Origin of the sequence: Neptuniibacter pectenicola, from assembly GCF_001597735.1 — a bacterium.
Lineage (GTDB): Bacteria > Pseudomonadota > Gammaproteobacteria > Pseudomonadales > Balneatricaceae > Neptuniibacter > Neptuniibacter pectenicola.
Genome location: NZ_LUTS01000157.1, coordinates 1 through 251 on the forward strand (window position 1 = coordinate 1; position 251 = coordinate 251).

Genomic DNA, 251 nt, shown 5'->3' on the forward strand with positions numbered 1-251 from the left:
CGAAACTTGGGCAAAACTAACGCCTACGTTACAGTCAGCTGTTGCTTCGGGTGCTGTACTGTTTCCAAGTACTCGACAAGATTATCGCCTCGGGTTAGCGCCTGAAATAAAACAGACCATTGATAGCTATTATTCTAATGTTTACTGGGTGCCAGAGGGTGGGGCAGGCCCCTTGGGTGTCATGGGATGCTTTGATTGGGCTAAAACCATAAGTCAGCATTCCAAAGCAGAAGGTGCTCATTTTTGTGTTG

General features: G+C 47.0%; 1 pseudogene. It reads left to right on the top strand.

Annotation, left to right across the window (positions count from 1 at the left end):
* A pseudogene (locus tag A3773_RS18475) lies at nucleotides 1-251 on the top strand (hypothetical protein); the annotation flags it as partial.